This window comes from Aestuariirhabdus litorea, from assembly GCF_003864255.1.
GTDB lineage: Bacteria > Pseudomonadota > Gammaproteobacteria > Pseudomonadales > Aestuariirhabdaceae > Aestuariirhabdus > Aestuariirhabdus litorea.
The window spans coordinates 1,049,675-1,075,986 of the sequence record NZ_QWEZ01000002.1; the positions used below are offsets into that span (position 1 = coordinate 1,049,675).

Here is a 26,312-nt window from a genome sequence, read left to right on the forward strand (position 1 = left end):
GTTCTATGCAAACACTAAAGGTTGAACTGGGGGAGAGAAGTTACCCTATCCACATTGGGCAGAGGTTGCTGGAGCAGCCAAAGCTTCTGACGGAGCATATAGCCGGCCGTCAGGTGATGGTGGTCACTAATGATACGGTGGCACCTCTTTATCTGCAGAGCCTGCTTGCTTGTCTGGAAGGCTATCAGGTGTCGACCGCTGTACTCCCGGATGGGGAGCAGTATAAAACACTCGATAGCGTTTCCCGTGTCTATGATCAGCTGTTAAAGGACCGGCATAACCGAACCACCACCCTTATTGCGCTCGGCGGTGGTGTGATCGGGGATATGACCGGCTTTGCAGCGGCCAGTTATCAGCGTGGCGTCCACTTTATCCAGCTACCCACCACGCTGCTGTCCCAGGTGGACTCATCGGTCGGGGGTAAGACCGGAGTGAATCATCCCCTGGGGAAAAACATGATAGGGGCTTTTCATCAGCCCCAGGTTGTATTGATCGATACGGATACCCTGTCGACCTTGCCGGACCGGGAGCTGTCTGCCGGTATTGCCGAGGTGGTTAAGTATGGCTTGCTGTACGATGCAGAGTTTTACCGCTGGCTCGATCAGTCGATGGACGCACTGATGGCGCGGGATGTGACCGCACTGGAGCGGGCAATCTACCGTTCCTGCGAAATCAAGGCGCAGATTGTAGCCCGTGACGAGCGTGAATCGGGGATGCGGGCATTGCTTAACCTGGGTCATACCTTCGGTCATGCAATTGAGACCCACCAGGGCTATGGCAACTGGTTGCATGGCGAGGCGGTAGCGGTTGGCATGCTGATGGCAGCCGACCTCTCGGCGCGTCTGGGGTGGTTGTCAGCTGCCGACGTAGCCGGGATAAAGTCCCTGTTGTTAAGGGCAGGGCTGCCGGTTTACCCTCCCGAAGATATGTCGCCCGAGGAGTTTCTGGCGCTGATGGCGGTGGATAAAAAAGTGACTGACGGTACTATTCGGTTGGTGCTGCTGAACTCAATAGGCAGCGCATTAATGTCGTCCGACTTTCCCATGAGCGCATTAATGGCGACGCTCAAAGCGGGTGAGGATCTGGGCAGGTTTTGAGGGGGTAACGTGTCGCAGGACGGGGATCTTCAGGTGGATGGCAAGCTGTTCCGGCAGCGTCTTGAGGATGCGCTGCAGGACACAGGCCCTCTTCGCGAACCTTTTTTTTCCGGTGCAGGCCGCGCAGAAGTGCTGGGGAAACTGGATCACCTAATCCAGTTCAGTGACCTGATTCTGGTGGTGAGTGCCCCCTTGGGTGGTGGTAAAAGCCGCCTCTACCGGGAGTTTATTGAACGCCAGGATAAACGGACCCCCCTGATCCGGTGCGATCAGGCGTTAACCGCGACCCCGCAAGAGTTGGCGGCGCTTCTACAGGGTTCGGCCGGTTTGCAAGAGTTACCACCGGCACGAGAGGTGAGCCAGCTGCTGGAGCGATTACAGCAACACCTGCGCCAGCCGCTCCTGATGGTGATTGATGATGCGCAAGAGTTGCCCCAGGAGAGCTGGCAGTTTCTGCTCAGCCTGGTCAAAGGCGCCCGCGAGGTGGGTGTCCATATCCGTGTGGTGGTGTTTGCGGATACCTCGGTAAGCGCGATGCTGGATCTCTATGGTGAGGGTCAGCCCTTGCATGAGCTGGAACTTCCCCTGCTCGATAGACGCTCCCTCAAGGAGTATCTGGATACCATGCAGTCCGCCGGGCGATGGCCGGAGCTCGGGCGCCTCTCGAACGCTGAGCTGGGTGCGATTCTGAAACGCTCCGGTGGGCTGATTGGGGTAGTGGAGCAGCTGCTTGAAAGGCGAAACGAAGTGCGCTCGAGCGGGTCTCGCCGCAGGCTGGGTTTACCCAAGGCGCATATGTGGGCGTTGGTTGCGGTGGTGGCCCTACTGGTTATCTCCTATCTGCTGCAGGGGGTGTTTGAGCCTGAGAAGACCCGGGTGCCCCTGGAGCCGGACGTGCTCTCCTCTGCCGATGGTGCAACCGGTAGTGCCTCAGCGATGCCAGCCCCGGCTAATCCGGCGGCGGATATGGCTCGGCAGCGTTTGCTGGAGGCGGCAAGGAAGGTGATGGAGACAGAGGCGGCGTTACCGGAGGAAGAGCCCTCGGTGACGGCTGTTGAGACAGAGCTTCCTGAAGCGACTGCTCCTGGGGGTGAGTCGGCCGTACCCGTTGAGGAAACCCGTATCGCCCCCCTCGCCCAAGCTGTTCAGGTGCCCGCCAAACCCTCCGGTGTTGAGATTAACGGGGCGGCTGGCGACGAGCCCGGCGAACAGGAGACGTCACTGCCGGAGCCAAAGGCGAGTGCGGTGGTCTCTGCGGAGAGAGAGTCCACTGCACCTGGCCCTGGGCGTCAGTGGTTGCTGGCGCAGCCTGCGACCGCCTATAGTCTGCAGATGCTGGGGAGCCATCAGCGTGAGGCGGTAGAAAGCTTTATTGCCCGCATGGGTAGCGGGTCGAATTGGCACCTGATTGAAACCCGCCACCAGAATCGTCCCTGGTTTATTGCCCTGTACGGTAGTTACCCAACCCGGGATGCTGCGCTGGCTGCGCTCAAGTCAATGTCTTCCACCCTGCAGGCACAAAAGCCCTGGGCGCGTGCGTTGGCCCCGCTGCAGGGCGAATGAGCGGAAGCAGCCGGTTTAAAACCCCCGCCAGGTCGATCAATTAGTCCATTTTGTAATAACGTTAGATTGCAGCCCAAAAGTGTGAATGGGTTTGTGGCAATGGCGTTCGGTGTGTAAAATGGCTGACCCATTTTTTCCTGTGGTCCCACCAATAAAATCACAAAAAGGGACTAACCAACTGATTATTCTATAAATTATACGTTGGGAGTGTGCCTATGAGTTCAGGTTTGTACCATCCTGGGCAGTTTAAAGACAACTGCGGTTTTGGGCTGATTGCCCATACCGAGGGAGAGAAAAGTCATCACCTGTTGCAGACAGCGATTCAAGCGCTGACCTGCATGACCCATCGTGGTGGTATCGCAGCGGACGGTAAAACCGGAGACGGTTGTGGTCTGCTTATCCAGAAGCCTGACTCCTTCTTCCGTGAAGTGACCCGCGGCCAGTATGACCAGGAGCTGAAACAGCAGTACGCCGTCGGTATGGTCTTTCTCAGTGCTGATGAGGCGCGGGCCGAGCTGGGTCGCCAGGCGCTGAATCGCGAGATCGAGGCGGAGGGGATGGAGCTCGTTGGCTGGCGTAACGTTCCCACCAACAACGACTGCCTGGGGCCTATCGCTCTCGACCAGGAGCCCACCATCGACCAGGTGTTTATCAACTGCCCGGACGATGTGGATGAGGCGCATTTTGCGGTTAAGTTGTTCATGGCGCGGCGCAAAGCGGGGCTGGCCATGGCCGATGACCCCGATTTTTACATCTGCTCCATGTCTGACCGGGTGATCTCCTATAAGGGATTGATGATGCCCGTCGACCTGCCCGGCTACTACACTGACCTCGGCGATCCCCGCTTCGAAACCGCGATCTGTGTGTTCCACCAGCGCTTCTCCACCAACACCATGCCTCGCTGGCGACTGGCCCAGCCCTTCCGCATGTTGGCCCATAACGGTGAGATCAACACCATCACCGCCAACCGTAACTGGGCGGAGGCGCGCTCCAGCAAGTTCCACTCCGAACTGCTCCCCAACCTGGATGCTGTCAAGCCGCTGGTCAACCGCACCGGCTCGGACTCCTCCAGCATGGACAATATGCTGGAGGTGCTGGTCACCGGCGGGGTTGAGCTGTATCGCGCCATTCGCATGATGGTGCCGCCCGCCTGGCAAAATGTGGATACCATGGACCCCGACCTGCGGGCGTTCTATGAGTACAACTCCATGCACATGGAGCCCTGGGATGGCCCGGCAGGCCTGGTGATTACCGATGGTCGTTACGCGCTCTGCGCGCTGGATCGTAACGGCCTGCGCCCTTCGCGCTGGGTGCGTACCAGTAATGGCTACCTGACCGTCGCCTCCGAGATCGGGGTGTTCGACTACAAGCCCGAGGATGTGATCGCCAAAGGGCGTGTCGGCCCCGGTGAGATCCTTGCGATCGATACCGAAACCGGCGAGCTGTTGCAGGCCCACGATATCGATAACAAGCTCAAGACCCAGCAGCCCTACAAGCAGTGGCTCAAGTCCCAGGCCCGGCGTATTCCTTCGAAGTACATTGAGGAGCTGCACCGCATCGAGCATTTCGATAAGGACACCCTCAATAGCCATATGAAGATGTTCCAGATCACCTTTGAAGAGCGTGATCAGGTGCTACGCCCCCTGGCCGAAAGCGGCGCAGAGGCGGTCGGCTCGATGGGCGACGATACCCCGATGGCGGTACTCTCCGGCCGGGTACGGCCGGTGTACGACTACTTCCGGCAGATGTTTGCCCAGGTCACCAACCCCCCCATCGATCCGCTGCGTGAAGCCATTGTTATGTCGCTCGAGACCTGCATTGGTGCAGAACAGAACGTGTTCGCGGAGACGCCTGGCCACGCGGCGCGCATTATCCTGGGCTCGCCGGTGCTCTCGACCACCAAGTTCCTTAACATTACCAATGAGGACGAACTGGGCATCGGTGTGGCGCGGATCAGCCTCAATTACGATGAGTCTGAGCCGTTAGAGCAGGCGATCCAGCGTGTCTGCGCTGAGGCGGAAGCGGCGGTTCGGGCCGGCAAGGTGATCATGCACCTGACCGACCGTGACCTGAAGCCCGGCAAGCTGCCAATCCATGCCGCTATGGCCACCGGTGCGGTGCACCACCACCTGATCAAGCAGGGGCTGCGTTGCGAGGCCAATATTCTGGTGGAGACCGGCACTGCGCGCGACTCTCACCACTTTGCTGTGCTGATCGGCTTTGGCGCAACCGCTGTCTACCCCTACCTTAGCTATGAGGTGTTGGAGGACCTGATCCACACCGGCGAGCTCCTGAGTGATCCGATCTCGGCTCACAAGGCCTACCGTAAGGGGATCAATAAGGGCCTGCTGAAGATCCTCTCCAAGATGGGGATCTCGACCATCGCCTCCTACCGGGGCTCGCAGCTGTTTGAAGCCATCGGCCTCAGCGACGAGATCGTGGATCTTTGCTTCTGTGGTGTTAGCAGCCGCCTGCAGGGCGCTCGCTTCGAGGATCTGCACAAAGAGCAGGCGTTGCTGGCCAAGGAGGCCTGGACGCTGCGCAAGAAGATTCTCCAGGGTGGTCTGCTCAAGTATGTCCACGACAGCGAATACCATGCCTTCAACCCGGATGTGGTAAGTACTATTCAAAAGGCGGTGCGCACCGGAGATTACAGTGCCTACCGTGATTATGCGGCATTGGTCAACGAACGTCCGGTAGCGACATTGCGGGACCTGCTGGGGATCCGCAAAGATCTCACGGCAGTCGATATTGATGAGGTGGAACCGGCCGAGTCGATCCTGCGTCGCTTCGACAGCGCCGCCATGTCGCTGGGTGCGCTCTCTCCTGAGGCCCACGAGGCGCTGGCGCAGGCAATGAATCGCCTGGGCGGCCGTTCGAACTCCGGCGAGGGTGGCGAGGACCCGGCCCGCTTCGGTACCGATAAGGTGTCCAAGATCAAGCAGATCGCTTCCGGTCGCTTTGGGGTAACCCCCCATTACCTGGTCAATGCTGAAGTACTGCAGATCAAAGTGGCGCAGGGCGCCAAGCCCGGCGAGGGCGGACAGCTCCCCGGAGGAAAGGTGAACGGCCTGATCGCCAGGCTGCGTTACTCGGTGCCGGGCGTAACCCTGATCTCTCCGCCTCCGCATCATGATATCTACTCCATTGAGGACCTGGCTCAGCTGATCTTCGATCTCAAGCAGGTGAACCCTCAGGCGCAGGTTTCTGTGAAACTGGTCTCCGAGCCCGGGGTGGGTACCATTGCCGCCGGTGTCGCCAAGGCCTATGCGGACCTGATCACCATCTCCGGCTACGACGGCGGTACTGCGGCGAGTCCGCTGACCTCGATTCGCTACGCGGGCTCTCCCTGGGAGCTGGGGTTGAGCGAGGCGCAACAGGCGCTGCGTGCCAATGACCTGCGCGGCAAGGTGCGCCTGCAGACCGACGGCGGACTCAAGACCGGACTGGATGTCGTCAAGGCGGCCATCCTGGGAGCCGAGAGCTTTGGCTTCGGTACCACGCCGATGGTGGCGATGGGCTGCAAGTATCTGCGTATCTGCCATCTCAACAACTGTGCGACCGGCGTGGCCACCCAGAACGACGAGCTGCGTGAAAAGTACTTCATCGGCGATGTGGAGATGGTGATGAACTTCTTCCGCTTCGTTGCTGCTGAGACCCGTGAATGGTTGGCGAGGCTGGGTGTGCGCACCATGGAAGAGCTGGTGGGGCGCACTGACCTGTTGGAGTTGCTGCCGGGGTATACCCCCAAGCACGCAAACCTCGATCTGTCCCCGCTCCTCTCTAACGACCATATCCCGGCGGAGAAGCCACAGGTTTGCCAGTCGGATCGCAATGACCCCTTCGACCGTGCCGAGATGGCCGAGCGGATGGTGCAGGCGATGTTGCCAGCGATCGAAACCAAAAGCGGCGGCGAATTCGAGTACAGCATCAGCAACTGCGATCGCTCGATCGGTGCCCGGCTCTCCGGCGAAATCGCCCGTCGTCACGGCAACCTGGAGATGGAGAGCAATCCCGTTGTGGTGCGCCTGAAGGGAACCGCCGGCCAGAGCTTTGGCGTCTGGAACGCCGGCGGACTGCATATGTATCTCGAAGGTGATGCCAACGATTACGTGGGCAAGGGAATGGCCGGCGGTAAGCTGGTCATTACGCCACCGGCCGGTAGCCGCTTCGAGTCTCGCGAAACCTCCATTATCGGTAACACCTGCCTGTATGGCGCAACCGGGGGCAAGCTGTTTGCAGCGGGCCGGGCCGGGGAGCGCCTGGCTGTGCGTAACTCGGGTGCCCATGTGGTGACCGAGGGAGCTGGTGATCACTGTTGCGAGTACATGACCGGTGGCCTGGTTACGGTACTGGGTGAGGTGGGCCACAACTTCGGGGCGGGTATGACCGGTGGTTTTGCCTACGTGCTCGACCTTCAGCGCCAGTTCGTCGATCGCTACAACCATGAACTGGTGGATATTCACCGCATTGATACCGAGTCGATGGAGCAGTACAGCAGCCATCTGACCCATATCATTGAGGAATACGTGGCCGAGACCGGCAGTGCCTGGGGTAAGGAGTTACTTGAGGATATGTACGACTACATTGGCAAGTTCTGGCTGGTGAAGCCGAAGGCGGCCAACATGAGCAACCTGCTCAGCAGTATTCGTACCCGCCCGGAGTAAAGGGATCCCGCACCGCACCCTGCTGCAGTGAATGCTGCAGCAGGTATACACAGAATGCATGAATGAGGTAGGCAGCATGACTGAGCGTTTGAACAACAGCTTTCAGTTTCTTGATGTGGCCAGAATAGAGCCGGGCAAGAAAGAGCTCGATGTCCGTAAAACCCAGTTCGTAGAGATCTATGAACCCTTTACCCATAAGGAATCGAAGGCGCAGAGCCACCGGTGCCTGGAGTGTGGCAACCCCTACTGTGAATGGCGTTGCCCGGTACACAACTACATTCCCAACTGGCTCAAACTGGTGGCCGAAGGCAACATCATCGAGGCCGCCGAGTTGAGCCACCAGACCAACACCCTGCCCGAGGTGTGTGGGCGAGTCTGCCCCCAGGACCGGCTGTGCGAAGGGGCTTGCACCCTGGGTGACGGAGGTTTCGGTGCCGTGACAATAGGGGCGACCGAGAAGTTTATCACCGATACCGCCTTTGCCATGGGTTGGCGCCCGGATCTTTCCCACGTCAAGCCGACCGGCAAGCGGGTAGCCATTATCGGGGCGGGCCCGGCGGGACTGGGGTGCGCCGATATACTGGCGCGCAATGGCGTGCAGGCGGTGGTGTTTGACCGTCACCCCGAAATCGGAGGCCTGCTCACCTTTGGTATTCCCGAGTTCAAACTCGAAAAGGACGTCATGAAGCGTCGCCGAAAGGTCTTCGAAGGGATGGGGATCGAGTTCCGCCTGCGTACCGAGATCGGCCAGGATGTCAGTATGCAGCAGCTGATGGATGAGTACGATGCCGTGTTTATGGGCATGGGTACCTACACCTATATGAAGGGCGGGTTCCCGGGTGAGGACCTGCCGGGTGTTCACGATGCGTTGCCCTTTTTGATCTCCAACGTGAACCGTTGCCTTGGCTACGAGGAGAACGGCGAGTTCATCGACATGAAGGGCAAGCGAGTCGTGGTACTGGGTGGTGGTGACACCGCCATGGACTGCAATCGTACCTCCATCCGCCAGGGTGCCCGCTCGGTCACCTGCGTCTACCGTCGGGATGAAGCCAATATGCCCGGCTCACGCAAAGAGGTTGAAAACTCCCGCGAGGAGGGAGTCCAGTTCCTCTTCAATCGCCAGCCGGTCGAGGTGGTGGGTAACGGCAAGGTGGAGGGCATCAAGGTGGTCTCCACCCGTCTGGGGGAGCCCGACGAGCGTGGCCGCCAGCGTCCGGAGGTGGTGCCCGGCAGCGAGCAGGTGATCCCTGCCGATGTGGTGCTGGTGGCCTTCGGTTTCCAGCCCAGCCCGGCCCCCTGGTTCAAGGATCACAATATCGAACTGAACAGCTGGGGGGGCGTGGTGGCCGCCGAGCAGCAGGCGTACAAGTTCCAGACCAGCAACCCCAAGGTGTTTGCCGGCGGCGATATGGTGCGTGGCTCCGACCTGGTGGTCACCGCTATCTGGGAGGGTCGGCAAGCAGCGGAGGGTATCCTCGATTACCTCGAGGTTTGATCCAGATCACCCCTGACGATATGGGCAGCGCACGGCGCTGCCTTTCAACGGGGTGTTTGCTATAGTACGCCACCTTTGATGTGTTCTATCAGGATAGAGAGTCCCATGACTGAATTGAAAAATGATCGTTTCCTGCGTGCTCTGCTGCGCGAGCCTGTTGATGTAACGCCGGTATGGATGATGCGCCAGGCGGGCCGTTACCTTCCCGAGTACAAGGCTACCCGTGCACAGGCTGGCGATTTCATGTCCCTGTGCATGAACCCGGAGCTTGCGTGCGAGGTGACGATTCAGCCACTGGATCGGTTCGAGCTGGATGCGGCCATTCTGTTCTCCGACATTCTAACGATTCCTGATGCGATGGATCTGGGTCTTTACTTTGAAACCGGTGAAGGGCCGCGCTTCAAGAAGCCGGTGCGCACCGAGGCCGATGTCGAGGCGCTGCCGATCCCTGACCCGGCGGATCGCCTGGATTACGTGATCAAGGCGGTCAGCACCATTCGCCGGGAGCTCAACGGTCGCGTGCCCCTGATCGGCTTTTCCGGCAGTCCCTGGACGCTCGCCACCTATATGGTGGAGGGGGGCTCTACCAAGGATTTCCGCCATATCAAGCAGATGATGTACAGCCAGCCCCAGGTAATGCACCAGCTGCTGGACAAGCTGGCGCAGTCGGTCACCAGTTACCTGAACGCCCAGATTGCAGCGGGTGCCCAGGCGGTACAGATCTTTGATACCTGGGGGGGCGTGCTGAGCCCTGCCTGCTATCGTGAGTTCTCCCTCAACTATATGGCCAAGATCGTGGCAGGATTGACGCGTGAGAGCGAAGGTCGCAAGGTGCCGGTGATCCTGTTTACCAAAAACGGTGGCCAGTGGATCGAGCAGATCGCCGATGCCGGTGCCGACTGTGTCGGTCTCGACTGGACCATCGATATTGGCGAGGCGCGCCAGCGGATCGGTAACCGTGTGGCCCTGCAGGGCAATATGGACCCCTCCGTGCTCTATGCCTCACCGGAGCGCATTCGTGAAGAGGTTGCTACCATTTTGCAGGGTTTTGGCAACGGTAACGGTCACGTATTCAATCTGGGCCACGGTATTCACCAGTTCGTTGACCCTGAAAGCGCACGCGTCTTTGTCGATGCCGTGCACGAGCTGTCGGCGAAGTACCATTCGTAATTACCGGATACGGAATAAAAAAAGGGCCGCATTGCGGCCCTTTTTTGTGGTCGCTCGCCGGAGGTTCAGCTACCGATACGGCGCAGCTGGTAGGTGCCGCTGGCGCGGGCGACCCTGACCCCTTCGGTGTCGACCAGCTCAGCCTCCAGCAGGTAGTCGACCTTGCCCTGCTTGTTGGCTGCCGCCTGCAGTGCCTCGATCTCGGCATCGGTCATGCGCAGCTCGCAACGGATGTCGGAGGTGGCCGGGCGCAGGAACTCAATCTTCAGCTCCTTGACGATGGGGTAGAAGTGGGCCACATCGAAGCTGGTCATAAACAGGGCGCCCCCGGGAATCTCGGCGAGGGTGAAGAGGGCCCCCGCGTACATGGTGCCGATGTGGTTTTGGTTGCCCTCAATGGGGGCCAGCAGTTGCACATGGCCCCGTTCGAGGCACTCGGCCTTGAGGCCCATGCGCTGGACAAAGGCGATCCGGTTTTCGACAAACTCACGTGCAATTTCCGGGCTGAAGGTCATGGCAGGACTCCCTTTTTTACCAGTGTCGCCACTTGGGGGGAGGCCGCCAATGACCAAAAGCACCAAAAGGGGTGTCGATAACTACCCTGCGGCTGCCAGGGCCTGCTCGATATCCGCCAGCAGATCGTCGATGTGCTCAATCCCGATGGAGAGGCGAACCATGTCTTCAGAGACCCCGGCGGCGGCGAGCTCCTCGGCGTTAAGCTGGCGGTGGGTGGTGCTGGCCGGATGGCAGGCCAGGGATTTGGCATCCCCAATATTGACCAGCCGGGTAATCAGCTTGAGGGCATCGATGAAGCGGGCACCGGCCTCGGCCCCCCCTTTGATACCAAAACTGAGGATGCCGGATGCGCGCCCGCCCATCTCCCGATAGCAAAGTTCATGGTCGGGGTTGTTATCGAGCCCCGCGTAATTGACCCACTCCACCATAGGGTGCTGCTGCAGGTGGGTGGCGACAGCGCGGGCGTTATCGCAGTGACGGTCCATTCGCAGTGGCAGGGTTTCAATGCCTTGCAGAATCAGGAAGGCGTTCATCGGCGAGATAGCGGCGCCGGTGTTACGCAGGGGGACCACCCGGCAGCGGCCGATAAAGGCAGCGGCACCCAGTGCCTCAGCGTAGTTGACTCCGTGGTAGGAGGGGTCGGGCTGGTTCAGCAGCGGGAAGCGGTCGGCGTGCTCGGCCCAGGGGAACTTACCGGAGTCCACCACGATGCCGCCGATGGAGTTGCCGTGGCCCCCCATGTATTTAGTGAGGGAGTGGATAACGATATCGGCGCCGAGTTCGATGGGGCGCAGCAGATAGGGGGTCGCCACCGTATTGTCGACGATCACAGGAACCCCCTTTGCGTGAGCTGCCTGAGCGAGGGCGCGGATATCCACGATGTTGCCCAAAGGGTTACCTATCGACTCGCAAAACACCGCTTTGGTGCGGTCATCGATCAGCGATACCAGGGCCTCGATATCGTTGTGGGGGGCCATGCGCACCTCGATCCCCTGTTTGGGTAGGGTGTGGGCAAACAGGTTGTAGGTGCCACCGTACAGCTTGTTGATACTGACGATGTTATCACCCGCCTCGGCAATGGTCTGGATGGAGTAGGTGATGGCGGCCATACCGGAAGCGGTGGCCAGGGCGCCTATGCCACCCTCCATTTCCGCCACCCGCTGCTCAAGCACGGCTGTGGTGGGGTTCATGATGCGGGTGTAGATATTGCCTTCGACCTTAAGGTCGAACAGGTCGGCACCGTGCTGGGTATTGTCGAACGCGTAGGAGGTGGTCTGGTAGATGGGAACCGCAACCGCCTTGGTGGTTGGGTCGGGCTGGTAGCCGCCGTGTACGGCAATGGTTTCGAGCTTCATCGGTGATCCCCCTGGATGACATGGTAAAAGAGCAAGCATATCAGTGTAGCCCGGCTTTGCCAGAGGGATACCACTAAAGTGGAGTAATCTGTGCCTCGCGCCCTACCAGAGTTGCAATGGTGGTTCCTGCAACATCGCAAGCTGCTCGCGCAGTTCCAGGATATGTTCGGCCCAGTAACGTTCCGTGTTGAACCAGGGAAAACTGTGGGGGAAGGCAGGGTCGGACCAGCGCCGGCCGAGCCAGGCGTTGTAGTGCAGCAGGCGCAGGGTGCGCAGCGGCTCGATCAGCCGCAGCTGGATCGCCGGGAAGTCGTTGAACTCGTTGTAGCCTTCCACCAGTTCGCTGCATTGCAGCTGCTGCTGGTTGCGGTCCCCGGATAGGAACATCCACAGATCCTGGATCGCGGGGCCGTTGCGACAATCATCAAAGTCAACGAAATGGGGGGCTTCGTCACGCCACAGGATGTTGCCAATGTGGCAATCTCCGTGCAGGCGCAGCGGGGGTTGTTCGCCCACCTCGGCCCAGATGCGCCGAACCTGGGCCAGCAGGTCTTCACACAGGCTCCGGTAGGCGACCCGTAGCCCCTCGGGGATTAATTCGGAGGCCAGAAGAAAGGCGACCGACTCCTCGCCGTAGCTCTTGATGTCCACGCGGGGTCGCTGCTGGAAGGGGGCGCTTGCACCGCACTGGTGAATGCGCCCCATCATACGCCCGAGCACCAGTAGGTGGTCGAGGTTATCGAGCTCGGGGGCATGGCCACCCTGGCGGCGGAAGAGGGAAAAACGGAAGTTGTTAAAGCGATGCAGGCTGGTGCCATCCTCAAGCGCCATGGGGGGTACCACGGGTAACCCCAACGCCTCAAGCTCGAACAAAAACCGGTGCTCCTCGGCAATTTGCACATCACTCCAGCGATTAGGACGATAAAACTTCGCTATCAGCGGGTTCTGCTCCTCAATGCCGACCTGGTAGACGCGGTTCTCGTAGCTGTTCAGTGCCAGTACCCGCGCATCACTCAGGTAGCCGATGCTTTCCACCGCATCGATGACGGTATCCGGGGTGAGGTTGTAATAGGGCTGGCTCGCCGGGGGATCGTCGTGAGTGTGAGTGGGCATGGGGGGCCTGCGAATGGGGCGGGGTGGATGGTCAGTGCACGGTGGCGGTTACGGTGGCCGATGGGCCGGCCAGGGTTATCGCCACTGGAGAGGGATTGTACCTTGCTGCCCCCGCTGCCTGCACTGACTCATTTGTGTTGCTCGGGCTCGGTGTCCCGTGCCGCGGTCTTAGCCGGTGCTGAAGCGGCTGATGGTGGCTTGAAGTTCAACCGCCTTACGGCTGAGTTCGTCCGTAGCAATGGCGTTATCGCTGGTGCTCTCCGAGGCCTGTTGGATGATGAAGGAGATCTCCTCGATGGTGTTGGCCACTTCGCTGGAAACCGCCGACTGTTGCTCGGTTGCCGAAGCAATGGATGCCACCATACCGGATACCCGGTTGACATTATCGATGACGCTGGACAAGGCACCGCCTGCCCCCTGGGCGGAATCCCGTCCCACCTCGACCAGCTTCATTCCTTTCGCCATCTTTTGCACGGCGCTTTGGGTCTCCTGTTGGATCGACTGGATCGATTGCGAGATCTCGGTGGTCGATTCGCTGGTACGCTGGGCCAGCTGGCGAACTTCGTCGGCGACCACGGCAAATCCGCGGCCCTGGTCACCGGCACGGGCCGCCTCGATGGCGGCATTCAGTGCCAGCAGGTTGGTCTGCTCGGCGATCCCCCGGATGACCTCGGTAATACGCCCGATCTCCTCTCCCTGGGCGCTGAGGGAGAGGACCGCCTGGTTGCTTTCGGTGACAGCGTGATGGATGGCGTTGATGGTCTCGATGGTCTGCTCTACAACCGATCCACCGTGGCGGGCGATTTCAACGCAATCATTGGCACCGCCAGCCGCTTCAGCGGTGTTTTGGGCCACATCGTCCGCGGTGGCCGACATCTCCTCGATGGCGGTGGCAATGGAGGTGATTTTGCTGGTCTGCTCCAGCATGCCATCAGCAATCTTCTGGTTGGCTTCGTGGAGCTGCTCCGACCCGGCGCTGACCTGCCGGGCAGAAGCGGAGACGTCGGTCACCAGCTCCCGTAGCTGCGAAGACATCCTATTGATGGCACCGGTCAGCTCTCCCAGCTCATCGCGGCTGCGGATAGGCAGCGCCTTGCCGGACAGGTCGCCGTCGGCAATCTGCTGGGCCCGGTGGTTGATCGGGGTAAGGGAGGCGAGCAGCTGGCGGGCGAGCAGCAGCGCGATCAGGGCGCTGATGATGACGGCCAGCCCGGTAGCGACCTTCATCACCACACCCATGCGTGCATTGGCCTCTCGCAGGGCGGCCTGATCCTCAAGCATCAGGGCCTGCTGGTTGGCAATAATGGCTTCAACCTCGGCGGTGAGCTGTTGCGCCCTGGGCACCAGGTCGGCCCCCATCTTGTAGTTGGCAACGTTCCAGTCATCGGCGCTGCGGAGCTGGAAAATCTCCTGCGCCAGTGGGGCGAAGGACTCCCTCATATCCAGATAGAAGCTCCACAGACTCTTTTGGGTATCGTTAAACAGAAACGCCTGGCGATCGATCTCCCGGGTACGCTGGTCGTTGATGACCATGCTGGAGTTGTACTTTTCCCGGTCTTCATCGGAACCGGAAATCAGGTAGGAGCGGATAAAGGAGAAGGCGTTGGAGAAGCTACTCTGGCTGTCGGCAAAGAGCTTGAGCAGGTTTTTCCGCTCCTGGGTGGGCTCAAGGCCCGCCTCCTCCTTGACCAGCACATCGAGTTGGTCAAGCAGGGTTTGGGCAAAAGGCCCAGCGTCGTAGATCATCAACGCATAGGAGGGGATGTTGTCATCGGTGTTGCTGATCTCCTCAATAGACTGCTGGGACTGCTTGAAACCCTCTAGCTGCAGCATCACGTTCGCCAGCCCCTGCCGGGTGTTATCGTCCTGCCACTGGCTGGAGAGTTGCTGCAGGCGCTCGAGGGCGTTATCGATACCGGCGAGGGACTGTTGGCGCAAACGCTTGTGTTCCTCTCCCTTATCGGCCTCACTGCCGAGCAGCATATAGCCTCGCAAAGCGGCGATGGAGCCATTGATGTGACTCAGCAGGTCCTTGCTGGCCAGTACCGTGGGGAAACGAACCGAGGTCAGTTGGAGTTCGCTGCGATTGATGCTGGAGATCGATTGCAGCACCACCACGGCGGTGATCAGCATCAGAAATATGATGGATGAGAAACCAAGACCCAGCTTGCGGGAGAGGGTTAGCGTTATCATGGAGCGGGCCCCGAGTGGTTAGTACAGGCGATAAACAACACCCGCTACTTTGGGTGTCAGCACTCCTTTGTATCGGAAAGTATAGGAGAAGCTTTAACCGGCAGTGGGGGAACCCGTCCGTGCCAGACAGCACACATCGACACGGTTGGCCCCCTTGCGAAGCAGCAGGCGCGTGATCTCATTGACGGTAGCGCCGCTGGTGACCACGTCGTCGACCAGCATCAGGTGGCGGGCCGGGAGAGGCGGCTCAAGGTGAAAAGCACCCTTGAGGTTGCGGTGGCGCTCTTTGAGTGAGAGGCCCTGCTGATGGGGTGTGTGGCGCTGCCGGTTAACTAGGGGGTGGAGCAGTGGAATACCGCTGCGCCGGGAGAGGAAGCGCGCCAGCTCCAGCGCCTGGTTGAACCCCCGCTCGCGCAAGCGTTGGGGGTGAAGCGGAACCGCTATCAGCGCCTCGGGTGGGGTGGCGAGGCTAAGCGCTTCGCTGAAACGGTGCCACAGTAGCTGCTGAAACAGGGGGCCAAAAAGCCACTGCTGCTGGTATTTGTAACGGCCAATCAGTTGTCGAAGCGGAAATTCGTAACCCAGCGCCGCGATACAATGCTGGAACAGCGGGGGCGAGCCAAGGCAGCGCCCGCATAGGCTGCCGGTGGGGCCTCTGTGTTCCAGGGCGCACCGGGGGCAGGGATTCTGCAGCCGAGGGAGGGCGGCCAGGCAGGGCTCGCAAAGGGGTAAACGGGCGCGGGCTCGAGCACCGCAGAGTAGGCAGGGGACATGAATGCGGTCAAATAACATACACTAGTAAACCTGCGCTATGGTGTTTGGTTGACAGGGGCGTTTCAGAAGATATGATGCAGCGCTATGGAAATCCGTTTTGCAGGCTGAAACCAGCGTAGATGGCGCCCCCTGGCGTAGTCGCTGTCTGCAGTTTATGTGAGCCAATAACAGTAGCGCCTCAACCCCAGGAATCGAATAATGCCTACCACCCCTGCCAAGGTCCGCCACGACTGGACAGCTGACGAAGTCAAGGCGCTGTTTGCGCTCCCCTTTATGGACCTGCTGTTCCAGGCCCAGACGGTGCATCGCCAGCACTTTGACCCCAACCAGGTGCAGACCAGCACCCTGTTGTCGATCAAGACCGGGGCCTGCCCGGAGGATTGCAAATACTGTCCGCAAAGTGGCCATTACAATACCGGCCTCAAGAAAGAGAAGCTGATGGCGGTTGAGAAGGTGTTGGAAAAGGCACGCCAGGCTCGCGAGGGTGGAGCCAGTCGCTTCTGTATGGGGGCGGCCTGGAAGCACCCCAGCGAAAAGGATATGCCCTATGTACTGGAGATGGTGAAAGGGGTAAAAGCACTCGGTCTGGAGACCTGCATGACCCTGGGCATGCTGAACCCGTCGCAGTCGCAGCAGCTGGCGGAGGCGGGACTGGATTACTATAACCACAACCTCGATACCTCCCCCGAGTTTTACGACAAGATCATCACCACCCGCAGCTACCAGGATCGGCTGGATACCCTTGAGCACGTGCGCGAAGCCGGGATGAAGGTGTGCAGTGGCGGTATCCTGGGAATGGGTGAGACGGCCAACGACCGCATCGGGCTTTTGGTGCAGCTGGCCAACCTGCCCAAACACCCCGAAAGCGTGCCCATCAACAGGTTGGTACGGGTAGAGGGGACTCCCCTTGAGGCGGCCGAAGAGGTAGACCCGTTCGACTTTATCCGCAACCTCGCCGTGGCCCGCATCATGATGCCCCAGTCCTACGTTCGGCTTTCCGCCGGGCGTGAAACCATGAGCGATGAGATGCAGGCGCTGGCCTTTATGGCCGGTGCCAACTCCATCTTCTACGGAGAGTGCCTGCTGACCACCCCCAACCCGGAAAAAAATCGTGATCTGCAGCTCTTTGCCCGCCTTGGGCTGCGGCCCGAGCAGGCGATTGCCCAGGGCGATGAGGCGGCGGAGGCCGAGATTCGGCAGTCCTTGGTCAAACAGCAGCAGGATGCGCTCTTCTATGACGCATCGGCCTGATCGACGGGGCTTCGACAGCCTTGAACAGGAGCTGGTAGAAAGAGAGTCGCAACGCCTTTATCGCCGGCGCCGCCTGCTGCAATCTCCGCAGCAACCGGCCTTGCATTGCGATGGGCGTGAGCTTTTGGGCTTCTGCTCCAACGACTACCTGGGGTTGGCGAACCATCCACGGGTGGTTGAGAGCCTGCAGCGTGCGGCATCCCGCTACGGGGTGGGTGGCGGCGCATCCCACCTGGTGATCGGCCACAGTGAGCCCCATCACGCCCTGGAGGAGGCTCTGGCCGCGTTCACGGGGCGCGAACGGGTGCTGCTGTTCAGCTCCGGCTATATGGCCAATACCGGTGTCATCACAGCGTTGCTGGATAAGCGCGACGCCGTGTTTGAGGACCGCCTGAACCACGCCTCATTGATTGATGGAGGGCTACTGTCCGGGGCCCGTTTCAAGCGCTACCTCCACAATGATGTCGATAGCCTCAGGCAGCGTCTTAATGCGTCTAGCGTTCAGCGTAAGTTGGTGGTTACTGACGGAGTTTTTAGCATGGATGGGGATCTGGCGCCCTTGCCGGAGCTGGCGCAGCTGTGCCAGCAGCAGGGTGCCTGGTTGATGGTGGATGACGCCCATGGCTTCGGAGTGTTGGGCGAGACCGGAGGCGGCTGTGCGGAGTACTTTGGGCTGGGAAGCGATCAGTTGCCGGTACTGGTGGGTACTCTGGGCAAGGGGTTCGGCACTGCCGGCGCTTTTGTCGCCGGCAGCGCTACCCTGATTGAAACCCTGATCCAGCAGGCCCGCAGCTACATCTACACCACCTCCATGCCACCGGCCGTCGCGGCCGCGACCCTCGAGAGTTTGCAGCTGCTGAAGGAGGAGGGGTGGCGCCGGACCCATTTGGCGCAGCTGATCGCCCGCTTCAGGGCAGGCGCCCTGGCACTCGGGCTGCGCCTGATGGACTCTACTACACCGATTCAGCCTATTTTGGTCGGTGACGCGGGGCAGGCGTTGGCTTTGAGCCAACGGCTGGAGACGGCGGGGGTTCTGGTGAGTGCGATCCGGCCACCGACCGTGCCCAGGGGTACCGCCCGGCTACGGGTCACCCTGAGTGCCAGCCATAGCGAGCAGGATGTGGACCGATTGCTTGAGGCGCTGGCCAAGGTGACTAAAGAGCAAGGGGTTGGTGGTGAGTAAGTCCTTACCTGTGGCGGTTATGATCCCCGGCTGGTCGATGCCGACCACCGCATTTGAGCCGCTGCGGGCGGCGCTGGGGTGCGTGGAGTCCAGAGTGCTCTCGCTACCGGGCTATGAAGCACCGGTGGCCGATCCGACGCTGTGGCAGGCCCCTGAAGCCCTGGAGAATGCGCTGCTGGAGCAGATTCCCGACCGGCCTGTGGTCTTGGTGGGCTGGTCGTTGGGTGGCATTCTGGCGCTGATGCTGGCGGCTCGGGCTCCCCAGCGGGTCGCGGGGGTGATGCTGCTGACCTGTAACCCCTGTTTTGTCGCCCGTGACAATTGGCCCGGGATGGCGGTCGAGACCTTCGATCAATTTACCCATGGGGTGGCCGAGAGCCCCGCCCTTACCCTGCGTCGCTTTCAACAGCTGTGCTGCCAGGGAAGTCCCGAGGCGCGCCGCCAGGCCCGTTGGTTGAGGGAGGAGGTGGCCTTTACGGGGAGTCAGCAGGTGCTGCTGTCCAGCCTCGCCCTGCTGGGGGACGATTACCGTGGGCTGATGGATCGGGTATCCCAGCCCCTGCTCGCACTGCTGGCGCAGGAGGATGGACTGGTGCCGGTTGCCCTCGCTGAACAGCTGGGCTGCGAAGTAAGCGTGATTGAGGACAGCGGCCACCTGCTGTTGGCCGACCAGGCCGATACCGTCGCTGAGCACCTGAAGTCCCTGCTGGAGCGCTGCGCGTGCGGTGCTGAAGGAGGCGACTATGGTGCCGCTTAACAAGCAGGCGATCGCAGAAAGTTTTGGTCGGGCAGCCGCGAGTTACGACAGCGCCTCCCACCTGCAGCAGGCGGTGGCGGCTGAGGTCATGACCCTGATTCCCGGACGCTGCCAGCCCGACAGGGTGCTCGATCTGGGCTGTGGAACCGGTGTGCATACCGACGAACTGCAGCGACGTTATCCCGACGCCTGGGTGCTGGGGTGCGACCTGGCGCAGGGGATGCTGGCGCACGCGCGCGCTGGTTATCCGGGACCGAGCTGGTGCGGCGGCGATGCGGAACGCCTGCCCCTGAAGGCCGATGCGCTGGATCTGGTGTTCTCCAGCCTGGCGATACAGTGGTGCGAGCGCTTCTTGACGGTGCTGGATGAGGTGTATCGAGCGCTGCGCCCGGGCGGGGTGTTTGTGTTTTCAACGTTGTGCGAGGGCACCCTGCAGGAGTTGAGGATGGCCTGGCAAGCCGTGGACCGCTTCAGCCACGTTAACGATTACCCGCCCCTGCACAGGCTGCAAAGCGATGCCGAGGCCAGCCGGTTTCGTGTCGAGCGGCTGCAGCAGGTACCCCACTGTGTGCATTATGGACGCGTCGTCCAGCTCAATCGTGAGCTGATTGCCCTGGGGGCCAACACCCTCACCGGAGAGCGGCGCAAGGGGCTGATGACACCGTCGCGCCTGAAGGCTTTGCAGGCCGGCTATGAACCCTTCAGGGATGAGCAGCACCGCCTGCCGGCTACCTACCAGGTGGTGTTTGGTGTGCTAATTAAAGAGGCTTAGTTCGTGCAACGAAGACAGTTTTTTATCGCCGGAACCGATACCGATACCGGTAAGACGCTGGTGGCCTGTGCGCTACTGGAGGCGGCCAAAAGCCAGGGCTTGAGTACACTGGCGCTAAAACCGGTTGCCGCCGGCTGTGAAGAGACCGCAGAGGGGTTGCGTAACAGTGATGCCCTCTTGTTGCAGCAGCACATGACGCTTCCCCTGCCCTACGAGCAGATTAATCCGGTGGCCCTGCGGTCGGCCATTGCGCCCCACATAGCGGCTCGCCAGGAGGAGCGCCGACTCTCGGTGGATCGGCTGGTGGGGCTGTGTCGCGGAGCCCTGATGCAACGTGCCGACCTGAAGCTGGTCGAGGGAGCCGGCGGATGGCGTGTCCCCCTCAACGAGCGGGAGACGCTCAGTGGGGTGCCGGTGGCCCTGAACCTGCCGGTTATCCTGGTGGTGGGCATGAAACTGGGGTGCCTCAACCATGCGCTGTTGACGGTGGAAGCGATCCGCCGCGATGGATTGCCGCTGGCGGGCTGGGTAGCCAATCAGGTGGATCCGCAGATGAGCTGTTTCGATGATAACCTGGAGAGTCTGCGTGTGCGTCTGGGTGCCCCGCTGCTCGGGGTGATCCCTCATCTTAGCCAGCCCACTGCCGAGCTTGCGGCCCAGTATCTTGACCTGACCCCCGTTTTATAACTCGATAAGTTATATGCCCAACTTATTTAGTTGCTGTGAGCACGTTTTACTGGTATCTGAATTTGGTTAAAATGTGAACATGGTGGGCGCTGTCCGGGAGGATAAGCGCTATACTGAGTGAGTTGATCCTGGGCGATCGGGAGCCATAAGCGATGAAAGTTGACTCTGCGTTTAACAGTGGTTTGGCGGGCATACAGGCAGGCCAGAAGAGCCTGCGTGCGGCTGCCCAGAGTATCGCTGAGGCGGGAACTGCCGCCCCCCAGGTTGATGTCGCCTCTTCTTTGGTAGAGCTTAAAACCAGTCAGCGGCAGGTTGAGGCTTCCGCCAAAACGGTGAAAGTGGCTGATGAGGTGCTGGGGACGTTGATCGATACCCTGGCATAATAAAGGCCGCCTTGAGCGGGCGTGAGGAGAACCATGCAGATTCCTCCTTTTAATCTGGCGCCAATAGTGACCCCCCCGGCGCCGGTCGGTAAACAACAGGAAGCGCAGACCGCTCCTGAAGAGGAGAGTCGTGTCTTCAGCCCGGTGGAAGAGACCGATGCGCTAGCGCCAAAGTCCGGCCCAAGGGAATCACCGGACAAGGCCAAGGAAAAGGCGCTGGACCTCCAGCAGCAGCTGGTGGCCTCCGATGAGGAGGGTTCTGCTCAGGAGGAGTCGCAAACCACCCCCTCTGCACCGGAAGGGGGGCAGGGGCGCCTTGCTGAAAACAGCGAGCGTGAGCGGTTGCAGATCTCCGAACTCGTGGCTCGGGATCGCGAGGTGAGGAACCATGAACAGGCCCATGCTTCGGTGGGTGGCGCTTTGGCCGGCGCGGCCAGCTATCAATACACCATTGGGCCGGATGGGCGTCGCTATGCGACTTCCGGCGAGGTCAGTATTGCGGTAGGGCGGGTTGAGGGTGACCCCAAGGCCACCATTGAGCGTGCAGAGCAGGTGCAGCGAGCAGCGTTGGCGCCGGCTAACCCTTCGGTGCAGGATCGCCGAGTCGCTGCCCAGGCTGCGCAGATCAAGTTGCAGGCATCCAGGGAGCTTGCTGCTGAGGCGGTAGAAGAGCGTAGGCAGGAGCAGACTCAGCGTGCAGAGGATCGGGCCGAGCGCGAAGCTGCACAGGAGTTGGAGGAGCAGCGGGAGCAGGAGAGGCTGTCCCGTGAAGAGCAGTTCGCTGCACAACGTGAGCGGCAGCGTGAGCAGGAGCGCCTGCAGCGGGACCGCCTGCTCAGAACCAACCAGGGACTGGCTGATACCTATAGCGTTTTGAGCCAAGTCAACCTGCTTTCCGATAGCAAAGGTTCAATCGACCTCTCGGCCTGACCAGCCTTTTCCCTGTATTTCCTTCCTTTCTGAATCTCAAGCAGCAGCTTGAGGCGGTGGCTTGCTGTAATTGTTGGAGGCAACCAGAAATAGTTGACATTAATGCTCTGTAAACGTATGTTTCAAACAGCTGTTTGAAAGCTAACTATTACAATAGACATCCTCCGCACTTCGGAAAGGCTGTCGTTCAAGCGAGCGCTCAGGTCGTAGTGCTCGATGGTCACAACAAGAGTTCGAGGTTTCCCCATGCCAGAATATAAGGCCCCCCTGCGAGATATTCGTTTTGTCCGTGATGAGCTGCTCGGTTTTGAGGAGCATTACGCAACCTTACCCGGCTGCGAAGAGGCCACTCCGGATATGGTAAACGCCATTCTGGAAGAGGGTGCCAAGTTTTGTGAGCAGGTCATCGCCCCCCTCAATCGTGTGGGCGATACCCAGGGCTGCACCTGGAGCGAAGAGGGGGTTAAGACTCCCGATGGTTTTAAAGAGGCCTATGAGCAGTTCGTAGAGAGCGGTTGGCCCTCACTGGCCCATGATCCCGAAGTGGGCGGACAGGGCCTGCCGGAGTCGTTGGGTCTGGTGATGAGCGAGATGGTGGGTGAGGCTAACTGGTCCTGGGGTATGTATCCTGGCCTTAGCCACGGCGCCATGAACACCATTCATGCCCACGGTACCGATGAGCAGAAGCAGACCTACCTGACCAAGCTTGTATCCGGTGAGTGGACCGGTACCATGTGCCTGACCGAGCCCCATTGCGGAACCGATCTCGGCCTGCTGCGGACTAAAGCCGAGCCCCAGGCGGACGGTACCTACAAGGTCAGCGGTACCAAAATCTTTATCTCTGCGGGTGAGCACGACATGGCCGATAACATCGTTCATATCGTACTGGCTCGCCTGCCCGATGCCCCTGAAGGTACCAAGGGTATCTCCCTCTTTATCGTTCCCAAGTTTCTGCCCGATGCCGATGGCAATGTGGCCGGGCGCAACGGCGTAAGCTGCGGGTCGATTGAGCACAAGATGGGTATCCACGGTAACTCTACCTGCGTCATGAACTTTGACGAGGCGACCGGGTTTTTGATCGGCCCTGAAAACAAGGGCCTCAATTGCATGTTCACCTTTATGAACACGGCGCGTCTGGGTACCGCGTTGCAGGGGCTGGCGCACAGTGAAATCGCCATGCAGGGCGCACTGAGCTATGCCCGTGAGCGTCTTCAGATGCGCTCTTTGACCGGTCCCAAGGCTCCCGAAAAGGCGGCAGACCCCATTATTGTGCACCCTGATGTTCGTCGTATGCTGTTGACTATCAAGGCGTTTACCGAAGGTAACCGCGCCATGGCCTACTTTGCGTCCAAGCAGGTGGATATCACCCAGCACGGTACCGAGGAGGAGCGTAAGGAAGCGGACCAGATGCTGGCGTTCCTGACACCGATCGCCAAGGCATTTATGACCGAAACCGGATTTGAGGCCGCCAACCACGGTATCCAGGTTTATGGTGGTCATGGCTTTATCAGTGAGTGGGGTATGGAGCAGAACGTACGTGACTGCCGTATCTCCATGCTGTACGAAGGCACCACCGGGGTTCAGGCGCTCGACCTGTTGGGCCGCAAGGTACTGATGACCCAGGGTGAAGCCCTCAAGGGATTCACCAAGCTGGTTCACCTCTTCTGTAAGGAGAATGCCGAGGATGCTTCCCTGAAGGAGTTTGTTGAACCGCTGGCAGCGCTCAACAAGCAGTGGGGGGAGATGACCATGAAGATCGGTATGAGCGCCATGAGCAACCGTGAGGAGGTGGGCGCTGCTTCTGTCGACTACCTGATGTACTCAGGCTATGCCGTTCTGGCTTACTTCTGGGCACAGATGGCCAAGATTGCCAAGGCCAAGCTTGAGGCCGGTTCCACCGAAGCCGACTTCTACGAAGCTAAGGTCCACACCGCTCGCTTCTATTTCCAGCGTATTTTGCCCCGTACCCTGGCCCATAAGGCCGCGATTGAGTCCGGTGCGGATAACCTGATGGAGATGGGTGTTGCACAATTTGGTCCTGAGCAGTAAGACAGGGTCCGGTGCTACTAAAAACCCGCTCCAGTGAGCGGGTTTTTTTACTAACGGGTTTCGTCGAGGATAACGAACCCTAGCAAGGTCATCGGGAGCCCGATCAGAATCACAAAGGGTAATACCGGGTTGCACAGCATGAGAAGTCCTGCGGCCAGCCAGAGGGTGCGCACAATGCGCCGTTTGGCGCGGTAACGGGGAGTAAACGTGCGATGGTAAAAGTGTTTTTCATCAGGCTCTTCATGCCACATCCAGTGTGGCAGAACCGCCATTCGTAGCATCAACATCAAGATCGGCATGGTTCCTATCCTCCGTCTGCTAAATCTAGAACAGCTTTGCGGGGATGTCAGGGGGTGTCATAGACAGGTTTGCCATATTGAGCACTTTCTGGGCGGGCAGGTGTCAGAAACAGGGCCGCTGCCAGGAAATAATATCGTGACCTATTGGTCACAAACAGACTAATTGAGTCTATCTAGTTCTTTGATTATGATCGGGTCCAAGTTACGGATCCGCTTATAAGCCCTACGGGATCGGGGCATCCATAGTAAGAAATTGAGCTAAGAGGTTTACAGCATGGCTGAATACAAAGCACCGTTGCGGGATATCCGCTTCGTAATGAACGAAGTGTTTGAGGCAGACAAAATCTGGGCATCGCTGCCAGCACTGCAGGAAACGGTCGACCCTGAAACGGCCGATGCGATTCTGGAAGAGGCGGCCAAGATGATCGAAGGGATGGTTGCCCCGATCAACCGTAGCGGCGATGAAGAGGGTTGTCAGTGGAATGAGGGTGCCGTCACCACCCCGAGCGGCTTCAAGGAAGCCTACCAGACCTATGCCGACGGTGGCTGGGTGGGCCTGACCGGTAATCAGGAGATGGGTGCCATGGGGATGCCCAAGATGCTCTCCTCGCAGGTAGAAGAGATGACCATGGCCGCCAACTTCTCTTTCGGCCTCTATCCGATGCTGACAGTGGGCGCCTGTCTGTCGATCAATGCTCATGCCACTGAAGAGCTGAAGCAGGCCTACCTGCCCAATATGTATGCGGGTACCTGGGCCGGCTCCATGTGCCTGACCGAGCCCCACAGTGGCACCGACTTGGGTATCATACGTACCCGTGCCGAGGACAATGGCGATGGCAGCTACAGTGTCACCGGAACCAAGATCTTTATCACCGGCGGTGAGCATGACCTGACCGAAAACATCATTCACCTGGTGCTGGCCAAGTTGCCGGATGCCCCGGCAGGCCCTCGAGGCATCTCCCTGTTCCTGGTGCCCAAGATCAAGGTCAATGCCGATGGCTCCCTGGGCGAAGGTAATAATGTTAGCTGCGGCTCCATTGAACACAAGATGGGTATCAAGGGCTCCGCTACCTGCGTGATGAACTTTGATGGCTCCACCGGCTACCTGGTGGGTGAGCTCAACAAGGGGCTCGCCTGCATGTTTACCATGATGAACTACGAGCGCCTGGGGGTGGGTATCCAGGGACTGGGTGTGGGTGAGGCCTCCTACCAGAGCGCCATCGAGTACGCCCGTGATCGTATCCAGGGGCGGGCGGCTACCGGTCCGGTGCAACCTGAAAAGGCAGCTGACCCGATCCTGGTACACGCTGATGTTCGCCGTATGCTACTGAACATGAAGTCCACCACAGAGGGAGGGCGGGCATTCTCCTCCTACGTTGCCAAGCAGCTCGATCTGGTGAAGTTCAGTGATGACAACGAGGTGGTGGCTCGTGCCGAAGCGATGGTGGCGCTGTTAACACCGGTCGCCAAGGCCTTTATGAGTGACATGGGTCTGAACAACACCATCGATGGCCAACAGGTGTTTGGTGGACACGGCTATATTCGCGAGTGGGGCCAGGAACAGCTGGTCCGTGATGCCCGCATTGCACAGATCTACGAAGGCACGAACGGGGTGCAGGCGCTCGACCTGATGGGGCGTAAAACCGTAGCCAACGGTGGCGAGTGGACCCGCATGTTCCTGGACGAAGTCCGCGAGGCGGCCCCCGGTGCGCCGGAAGAGTTTCGTGCCCCCCTGCTCGACGCCTGTGACCGCCTGCAGTCTGTGACCGACTGGGTTCTGGATCGTGCAGCCAATGACCCCAACGAGATCGGAGCGGCATCGGTTGAGTACCTGCACCTGTTTGGCTACACCGCTTACGCCTATATGTGGGCGCTCATGGCGACCAAGGCCCAGCAGAAGCTGGATGAAGGCACCCAGGAGCCGGACTTCTATCAGGCCAAGCTGGTGACGGCGCGCTACTTCTACCAGCGCCTGTTGCCCCGCAACCTGAGCCTGGAAGCGAGTATCCAGTCGGGTGCGGCACCGCTGTACGCACTGGCGGACGAGCTGTTCTAAGT

General features: G+C 59.9%; 20 protein-coding genes. 14 read left to right on the forward strand and 6 right to left on the reverse strand.

The window, feature by feature from the left end; translation table 11 throughout:
- Positions 1 to 5 precede the first annotated feature (5 nt).
- The 5 genes from aroB (at position 6) to hemE (ending at position 9,992) form a co-directional block, all read left to right on the forward strand.
- Positions 6 to 1,097: a 3-dehydroquinate synthase gene (aroB, locus tag D0544_RS15050; protein ID WP_125017569.1), complete on the forward strand. Its 1,092-nt coding sequence runs from the start codon at positions 6 to 8 to the stop codon at positions 1,095 to 1,097.
- Positions 1,098 to 1,106: 9 nt separating this feature from the next.
- Complete coding sequence (locus tag D0544_RS15055) at positions 1,107 to 2,660, forward strand: SPOR domain-containing protein (protein WP_125017571.1); 1,554 nt, start codon at positions 1,107 to 1,109, stop codon at positions 2,658 to 2,660.
- A gap of 215 nt (positions 2,661 to 2,875) precedes the next feature.
- Entirely contained in the window at positions 2,876 to 7,327 is a 4,452-nt protein-coding gene (gltB, locus tag D0544_RS15060; RefSeq protein ID WP_125017573.1) for a glutamate synthase large subunit, read from the forward strand.
- A 76-nt stretch (positions 7,328 to 7,403) separates the two neighbouring features.
- Positions 7,404 to 8,822, forward strand: a complete 1,419-nt coding sequence (locus D0544_RS15065; RefSeq protein ID WP_125017575.1) for an FAD-dependent oxidoreductase — start codon at positions 7,404 to 7,406, stop codon at positions 8,820 to 8,822.
- A 105-nt stretch (positions 8,823 to 8,927) separates the two neighbouring features.
- Positions 8,928 to 9,992 (forward strand): uroporphyrinogen decarboxylase, encoded by a 1,065-nt coding sequence (hemE, locus tag D0544_RS15070; protein WP_125017577.1) that lies wholly within the window; start codon positions 8,928 to 8,930, stop codon positions 9,990 to 9,992.
- A gap of 65 nt (positions 9,993 to 10,057) precedes the next feature.
- Here the strand turns inward: hemE and D0544_RS15075 are convergent, their stop codons facing one another.
- The 5 genes from D0544_RS15075 to D0544_RS15095 form a co-directional block, all read right to left on the reverse strand.
- Positions 10,058 to 10,507, reverse strand: coding sequence for a PaaI family thioesterase (locus tag D0544_RS15075; RefSeq protein WP_125017579.1), 450 nt, complete (start codon positions 10,505 to 10,507; stop codon positions 10,058 to 10,060).
- 81 nt (positions 10,508 to 10,588) lie between these two features.
- The gene (locus tag D0544_RS15080; protein ID WP_125017580.1) at positions 10,589 to 11,863 is read right to left on the reverse strand and encodes a bifunctional O-acetylhomoserine aminocarboxypropyltransferase/cysteine synthase; all 1,275 of its coding nucleotides are present in this window, start codon (positions 11,861 to 11,863) and stop codon (positions 10,589 to 10,591) included.
- A 102-nt stretch (positions 11,864 to 11,965) separates the two neighbouring features.
- Positions 11,966 to 12,976 (reverse strand): serine/threonine protein kinase, encoded by a 1,011-nt coding sequence (locus D0544_RS15085; RefSeq protein ID WP_125017582.1) that lies wholly within the window; start codon positions 12,974 to 12,976, stop codon positions 11,966 to 11,968.
- Positions 12,977 to 13,144: 168 nt separating this feature from the next.
- Complete coding sequence (locus D0544_RS15090; RefSeq protein ID WP_125017584.1) at positions 13,145 to 15,169, reverse strand: methyl-accepting chemotaxis protein; 2,025 nt, start codon at positions 15,167 to 15,169, stop codon at positions 13,145 to 13,147.
- 93 nt (positions 15,170 to 15,262) lie between these two features.
- Positions 15,263 to 15,961 (reverse strand): ComF family protein, encoded by a 699-nt coding sequence (locus D0544_RS15095; RefSeq protein ID WP_125017586.1) that lies wholly within the window; start codon positions 15,959 to 15,961, stop codon positions 15,263 to 15,265.
- Positions 15,962 to 16,141: 180 nt separating this feature from the next.
- Here D0544_RS15095 and bioB point away from each other — a divergent pair, with 180 nt between their 5' ends.
- The 8 genes from bioB (at position 16,142) to D0544_RS15135 (ending at position 23,955) form a co-directional block, all read left to right on the forward strand.
- Positions 16,142 to 17,194 (forward strand): biotin synthase BioB, encoded by a 1,053-nt coding sequence (gene bioB, locus D0544_RS15100; RefSeq protein ID WP_125017588.1) that lies wholly within the window; start codon positions 16,142 to 16,144, stop codon positions 17,192 to 17,194.
- Entirely contained in the window at positions 17,178 to 18,377 is a 1,200-nt protein-coding gene (gene bioF / locus D0544_RS15105; protein ID WP_125017590.1) for an 8-amino-7-oxononanoate synthase, read from the forward strand. Before bioB ends, bioF begins: the two co-directional genes overlap by 17 nt.
- Positions 18,370 to 19,134 (forward strand): alpha/beta fold hydrolase, encoded by a 765-nt coding sequence (locus tag D0544_RS15110; protein WP_125017592.1) that lies wholly within the window; start codon positions 18,370 to 18,372, stop codon positions 19,132 to 19,134. The genes bioF and D0544_RS15110 overlap by 8 nt, the downstream gene beginning before the upstream one ends.
- Entirely contained in the window at positions 19,121 to 19,906 is a 786-nt protein-coding gene (gene bioC, locus D0544_RS15115; protein WP_125017593.1) for a malonyl-ACP O-methyltransferase BioC, read from the forward strand. Before D0544_RS15110 ends, bioC begins: the two co-directional genes overlap by 14 nt.
- Positions 19,907 to 19,909: 3 nt before the next feature.
- A complete protein-coding gene (bioD, locus tag D0544_RS15120; protein ID WP_125017595.1) occupies positions 19,910 to 20,593 on the forward strand; it encodes a dethiobiotin synthase in 684 nt (227 codons plus the stop codon).
- A 152-nt stretch (positions 20,594 to 20,745) separates the two neighbouring features.
- Positions 20,746 to 20,976 carry a flagellar basal body rod C-terminal domain-containing protein gene (locus D0544_RS15125; protein ID WP_125017597.1) on the forward strand — a complete coding sequence of 77 codons (231 nt, stop codon included), beginning with the start codon at positions 20,746 to 20,748 and terminating at the stop codon, positions 20,974 to 20,976.
- Between the two features lie 33 nt (positions 20,977 to 21,009).
- Positions 21,010 to 21,906, forward strand: a complete 897-nt coding sequence (locus D0544_RS15130; protein WP_125017599.1) for a putative metalloprotease CJM1_0395 family protein — start codon at positions 21,010 to 21,012, stop codon at positions 21,904 to 21,906.
- Positions 21,907 to 22,152: 246 nt separating this feature from the next.
- The gene (locus D0544_RS15135; protein ID WP_125017601.1) at positions 22,153 to 23,955 is read left to right on the forward strand and encodes a phenylacyl-CoA dehydrogenase; all 1,803 of its coding nucleotides are present in this window, start codon (positions 22,153 to 22,155) and stop codon (positions 23,953 to 23,955) included.
- Positions 23,956 to 24,005: 50 nt separating this feature from the next.
- On the opposite strand, the gene D0544_RS15140 is transcribed toward D0544_RS15135, so the two are convergent.
- A complete protein-coding gene (locus D0544_RS15140; RefSeq protein WP_125017603.1) occupies positions 24,006 to 24,254 on the reverse strand; it encodes a hypothetical protein in 249 nt (82 codons plus the stop codon).
- 274 nt (positions 24,255 to 24,528) lie between these two features.
- Between D0544_RS15140 and D0544_RS15145 the strand changes: the two genes are divergently transcribed.
- A complete protein-coding gene (locus D0544_RS15145) occupies positions 24,529 to 26,310 on the forward strand; it encodes an acyl-CoA dehydrogenase C-terminal domain-containing protein (protein WP_125017605.1) in 1,782 nt (593 codons plus the stop codon).
- The last annotated feature ends 2 nt before the right edge of the window (positions 26,311 to 26,312 follow it).